We start from the raw sequence: 5,979 nt of genomic DNA on the forward strand, positions 1-5,979 counted from the left end.
CGGCTGCGGGCAATACCAGCGCCGACCAGCATCGCCGTGATGACCTCCTGGCGCTCCTCGGCGGTAAAGGGATTTTTGGTGTTCCGCGCCGCATGAGCCGACCCGATAACCACGATCAGCTTCTGCACGCTCTGAAGCGCTTCGAGCATGACCAGCAGGTGCGCCTGATGCGGCGGCTCGAAGCGGCCAATATACACACCGAAAGTGCGTTTGCGCCGCTGGCTACCGGGGACAGGCGCAGAGGACTGAAGAACCGGGTCAGGCAAGGTCATTTCTCATCATAGGTGGTTCTGAAAGTGTGAATGATGTGGGACGGAAGGAAGCTTGTCTGGACTTTAGAGACCTGGCCCTGCCCGCGCCGCAAAGCGAGCAGGAGAGAACACGGGTTCCCGGCCTGGAGTGGGCCACCCGGCGTCCTTGGCGGTTAGTCAACGAAACATGCGGCAGTCCGTATAGCTGACCGCGTGCCCTATAGTAAGGTTCATGCAGTCTGCTGCCCCAGCTCTAATAGCGTCAGGAATCCTAACGGCTGTGGGGCGGCAAAGGATGGGAGGGGTCAATCAGGACGCGGCCATCGCCCTGGAATTGCCTAATGGGGGGCTGTATGGGGTGGCCGATGGCATGGGCGGGCACGCCGCCGGGGAACTGGCGGCCAATCTAGCGCTGACTACGCTGACGCAGGCTTACCTCGAAGGGCGTGGCACCCCGCCCAAACGGCTGACCGAGGCGGTGCAGGCCGCGAATCTGGCAGTTCTCAAGCACGCTGTGGGCGAGTCGGTGGGCATGGGCACCACGCTGGTGGCGGCCCTGATAGACCGGGGCGCTCTGATTCTAGCCCACGTGGGTGATTCGCGGGCCTACCTGCTGCGCGACGGGCAGCTTCAGCGTCTGACCAACGACCATTCCTGGGTAGCCGAACAGGTGCGGCTGGGCCTGCTGACCGAGGCCGAGGCCCAGAACCACCAGTGGAAAAGTGTGGTGAACAATGCCCTGGGCGGCGAGGAGCGGGTACGCCTGGAGCTTTTTGGGATGCCTATTCGCGCGGGCGACCGACTGCTGCTGTGTAGCGACGGCCTGAGCGGCCCGGTGCCTGACGCCCAGCTTCAGGAACTGCTGTCGCGCCAGCAGTCTCCCGAGCAATTGACCCGGCTGCTGATCGACGCCGCCAACGACGCAGGTGGGCCGGATAACATCACCGCCGTGATCGTGGATATCAAGCGCAATCAGGCCCCGCCGCGCTATCCGCTGCCGCGGCGTTCCACCGATGGCCCGGAATATGCCGACCTGCTGCTGAGTAACCAGCGGGGCAGCAGCGTGATGTCGTACATGATGCTGACCGCCGTCTACTTTATTCTGCTCAGCATTATCCTGGCGCCCGATCACCGGACTCTGCTGGGCATTGTGGGCCTGCTGGTTCTGATGGGGCTGTTGCTGGGGCAACGCTACTTGCAAACCCGGCATGTCGAGCGCCGCAGCCGCCTCTCGCTGACGGCTGTGCGGAGGGCGGGGGCTTACGAGGACGGCCAGTCTGGGGCCGACTCGCGCCGCTGATACTGGCCGCGCTCAGTTCAGCAATTTGCCTGGCGTAAAGGGCAGGTCGCGCAGCCGCTTGCCGGTCGCGTTGTAAATGGCGTTGCCAATTGCGGCAGGCACACTCACGATGCCCACCTCGCCGATGCCTTTAGCGCCGGTGGGGCCGAAATAAGGGTCGAATTCCTCGATCCAGCGGGCCTGAATGTCGGGAATGTCGGCGTGCGCGGCGATGTGATAGCCAGCAAAGTCCTGATTGACGACGTGGCCGAAGCGCGAATCCAGATAGCTTTCTTCGTGCAGCGCCGCACTGATCCCCATGGTCATGCCGCCGATGAGTTGGCTGTTGGCCGTGCGCGGGTTGATGATCTTTCCGGCGGCGTAGATGCCCAGCATGCGCGTCACGCGCACCTCGCCAGTCACGCGGCTGGCTTTTACCTCGGCAAAGTGCGCCCCGAAGCTGTGGCGGCTGTAGTTTTTGAAGTCCTTGGGCCGCTGCCCGGCTGCCCGCACCGCTGCGCCTTCGGGCGGATTGAGGCCGTACTTTTCGCGGAATTTGATGGCCGCCACCATGATGCTGCTGCCCCAGGTATAGGTTCCCATGCTGCCGCCCGCCACCATGGCAAAGGGCAGGTCGCTGCGGCCAATTTCCACGTCGATCAGGTTCACGTCCACGCTCAGCGCGTCGGCGGCGATCTGGCCCAGAATAGTCCAGGCACCCGTGCCGATGTCGGCGGCCTGTAACTCGACCTTGTAGCGCCCGCCCTCAAAGCGGACGCGGGCAAAGGTGTTCAAAAGGTGCTGATCGGGGTAGGTCGTGCTGGCGACGCCCAGCCCGTATTGCCACTCGCCCTCGCTGCGTTGACCGGGGGCTTGCCGTTGTTTCCAGCCGAACAGTTTAGCTCCTTCGCGCAGGCAGACCACCAGATTGCGCGTGCTCCAGGCCTTGCCGTTTTCGGGGTCTACCGACGGCTCATTGATGATCCGGAACTCGATAGGGTCGAGGCCGCACGTCTCTGCGAGTTCGTCCATTGCGGTTTCGAGGGCGAACATTCCGGTAAATTCGCCCGGCGCACGCATAAAGGTCGCGGGCGCGATGTCCAGCGGCACGACGAAATGCGCCGTCTTGCGGTTGGGCGCGGCGTACAACATGCGGGCGGGCGTGGCCGTCTGCTCCACGAATTGCTTGAGGCGGGCGGTGGGCGCAGTTGCTTCATGAACAATCGCGCTCAGGTGGCCCTGGGCGTCGGCGGCCAGCCTGACCCGCTGGTGACTTTCGGGCCGAAAACCGGTGGTTCTGAACATCTGCTGCCGGGTCATGTTGTACTTCACGGGCCGTCCGGGCAGCATTCTGGCCGCCAGCGCCGCCAGCACAATGTGGCTGTGCGGCGAACCCTTGGTGCCGAAAGACCCGCCCACATACGGTGAGAACACTTCCAACTGTGTGGGCAAAATCCCCAGTAGCGGCGGCAGCAGCAGCATGGTAAACGCTGGCCCCTGGTTCGAGTCGTGCAGTGTCAGGCGCTTAGCGTTGGGACTTAGGCCCGCGTCGCCGTGCCAAATGGCAATAATCGGGTGCGGCTCCAGAGGGTTGTGGTGCTCGTTGGGGGTGGTGTATACCGCGTCCAGGGTGTGTGGGGCCGCCGCTATGGCCGCGTCCACATCGCCCTCCTGCGTCGCGCTGGGTTTGGACCCGTTGATCCGTTTGGGGGCAACTTTTTGCGGGTGTTCGGGCGTAAAGTGCGCGTCGTGGGCCTTCTGTTCGTAATCGACCCGCACCAGACTGGCGGCGTGGCGGGCCACTTCGGGCGATTCGGCCAGGACTGCGCCGATGTACTGTCCCTTGTACTGCACCTCGGCACTTTGCAAGATATACAGTTCCGGGTCGGTCTTGATCCTCAGCCGGGGCGCATTTTCGTGCGTCATGACTTTCAGCACCCCGGGCAGGGCTTCGGCGGCGCGCACGTCCATCCGGAGAACTTTGCCCAGGGCAATCGCCGATACCAGCGGAAAAAGGTAAGCCGGGTTCTCGACCTTCTGTTCGTAGGCGTAGGGCGCGGTGCCAGTCACTTTGAGGGGGCCGTCGACCCGTACACGGTCCTGGCCAATCTGGGGGGTTCTGGTTGGGATGGTCATTGGGTTCTCCGGCGGCTTCCCTGTGGGGGACGCGTTAGTGCTCCAGCAGTTTGGCAGGCGTAAAGGGCAGGTCGCGCAGCCGCTTGCCGGTCGCGTTGTAAATGGCGTTGCTGATGGCGGCAGGCACGCCCACGATGCCGACCTCGCCGATGCCCTTGGCCCCCAGCGGGCCGAACTGCGGGTCGGGCACGTCCAGCCACTCAACGCTCAGTTCGGGAACGTCGGCGTGGGCGGCGATGTGATAACCCGCGAAGTCGTGGTTGACCACATGCCCGAAGCGCGTGTCCAGATAGGCTTCCTCATGCAGCGCCGCCGAAATGCCCATGGTCATGCCGCCCAGAAACTGGCTGCGGGCGGTGCGCGGATTGATGATGCGCCCGGCGTCGTAGATGCCCAGCATCCGCGTGGCCCGCACTTCCCCGGTGACGCTGCTGACCTTCACTTCGGCAAAATGTGCCCCGAAGGTGTGCTTGCTGTGCGCCTCGGCTTCCTCGGTGTTGATGGCCTTGCCCTCGGCCTGCGCCCCCGCTTTGGGGTGCTCGCCGTGCTCCTTGCGAAAGGCGCGGGCGGCGTGATAGATCGCGTTCGACCAGCTGTAGGTGCCCATGCTGCCCCCGGCCAGCCCCGCAGCGGGCAGGTCGCTGTCACCGATTTGCAGGTCTATCTGTTCCAGCGGCACTTCCAGCGCGTCGGCGGCGATCTGGCCCAGGATCGTCCAGGCCCCGGTGCCCAAGTCGGCGGCGGCCAGTTGCACCTGGTACTGGCCCTTCCCGTACACGACCCCACAGGTGGCCTGCGGCTTGTGGTGCGGGTAGGTGGCACTGGCGACGCCCATGCCGTACAGCCACTCGCCTTCCTGATGCTGACCGGGGGCCTTGCGCCCATTCCAGCCGAACTGTTTTGCGCCCTGTTCCAGACATTCCCGGAGCAGGCGGACGCTGAACGGCTTGCCGTTCTCGGGGTCGCGCTCGGGTTCGTTGAGCAGGCGAAACTCGATGGGGTCAAGGCCGCACGCTTCCGCCATCTCGTCCATGGCGATTTCGAGGGCAAACATCCCCGGAAACTCGCCCGGCGCACGCATGAAAGTCGCGGGCGGCAGGTCCAGCGGCACCAGCCGGGTGGTCGTTTCGCGCCCCGGCGCGGCGTACATCATGCGGGTCGGGCTGACCGTCTGCTCGGCAAATTCCAGTAGTTTGGAAGTCGTCTCGGTCACGTTCTGGACTATGGCCGTCAGCTTGCCCTGTGCGTCGGCCCCCAGCTGGAAGTGCTGGTGAATCTCGGGACGGTAGCCCACATTGGCAAAGTGCTGTTGGCGCGTAAGCATCAGCTTGACCGGGCGCGGCGCCACCAGTTGCGCGGCCAGCAGTGCCAAGACGGTGGGCGCGTGCGGCACGCCTTTGCTGCCAAAGCCCCCGCCCACGAACGGCGAAACGATGTGCAGCTGCTCCGGCTCCAGGCCCAGCAGCGGCGCCAGCATGGCCTTCCAGGTGCCCGCTCCCTGCGAGGCGTCGTACAGCGTCACGCCTTTCTCCGGGTGCCACTCGGCCATGGCGCTGTGCGGCTCCATCGCGCTATGAAACTGCATGGTGTGCGAGAATTTGGCGTCGGTGACGTGGGCCGCCGTTTTCAGGGCCGCTTTGCTGTCGCCCATATGACGGTCAGCCGGGCCGCCCGCGTTGATTTTTTTGGGCGTGTACAGTTCCGGGTGAGTAAACACAAAGCGGGTGTCTTGCTCGGCCTCGTTGTACAAGATGTTGACCAGACTGGCCGCGTAACGGGCCGCATACGGCGTTTCGGCAATTACCGCGCCGATGATTTCACCCTTGTAATGCACCTCGGGCGATTGCAGCAGTTGCAACTCGGCGCTGCGGCTGGGCTGCAACTTGTAGGCGTTGCGGTGGGTCAGAATCTCCAGCACGCCTTCCACCTCACGGGCCGCCTTGTCCTCAATCCGTTTGATGTGGCCCAGGCCGATGCCCGACACCAGCGGAAAAAGGTAGGCCGGGTTCTTGACCGGCTGCTCGTAGGCGTAAGGGGCCGTTCCGGTGACCTTCTGCGGGCCGTCTACGCGCATGATGCCTTGCCCGACGCTCTTGATCTGTAGGGCGCTCAGTGCGGGCTGCGCTGTTTGTTGTTTGGCAGTGTGCTTGTCGGGTGTGTGTTTCTCGGCAGTGTGCTTCTCGGCAGTGTGTTTGTCGGCTGTGGCGGTCATGCGCGGCTCAACTTCTCCAGCACCGCCACAACCGTATTGCGCAGCATTGGCACCTTGAACGCGTTTTCCTTGCCCGGTTTCGCGGCGGCCAGTTCGGCCTC

The 5,979-nt window shown here is 64.1% G+C and carries 4 protein-coding genes; 1 reads left to right on the forward strand and 3 read right to left on the reverse strand.

Translation table 11 applies throughout. From position 1 onward, the window contains the following. The coding region (locus QZ269_RS11380; RefSeq protein ID WP_291426823.1) for an adenylyltransferase/cytidyltransferase family protein at nucleotides 1-272 on the reverse strand (272 nt) is incomplete at its 3' end. A gap of 211 nt (nucleotides 273-483) precedes the next feature. Between QZ269_RS11380 and QZ269_RS11385 the strand changes: the two genes are divergently transcribed. After that, nucleotides 484-1,551, forward strand: a complete 1,068-nt coding sequence (locus QZ269_RS11385; RefSeq protein WP_291426824.1) for a PP2C family serine/threonine-protein phosphatase — start codon at nucleotides 484-486, stop codon at nucleotides 1,549-1,551. Between the two features lie 12 nt (nucleotides 1,552-1,563). Here the strand turns inward: QZ269_RS11385 and QZ269_RS11390 are convergent, their stop codons facing one another. Then, on the reverse strand, nucleotides 1,564-3,666 hold the full coding sequence (locus QZ269_RS11390) for a xanthine dehydrogenase family protein molybdopterin-binding subunit (RefSeq protein WP_291426825.1): 2,103 nt from the start codon (nucleotides 3,664-3,666) through the stop codon (nucleotides 1,564-1,566). 34 nt (nucleotides 3,667-3,700) lie between these two features. Then, on the reverse strand, nucleotides 3,701-5,878 hold the full coding sequence (locus QZ269_RS11395) for a xanthine dehydrogenase family protein molybdopterin-binding subunit (protein ID WP_291426826.1): 2,178 nt from the start codon (nucleotides 5,876-5,878) through the stop codon (nucleotides 3,701-3,703). Nucleotides 5,879-5,979 lie beyond the last annotated feature (101 nt).

The organism is Deinococcus sp. (assembly GCF_018260405.1).
Lineage (GTDB): Bacteria > Deinococcota > Deinococci > Deinococcales > Deinococcaceae > Deinococcus.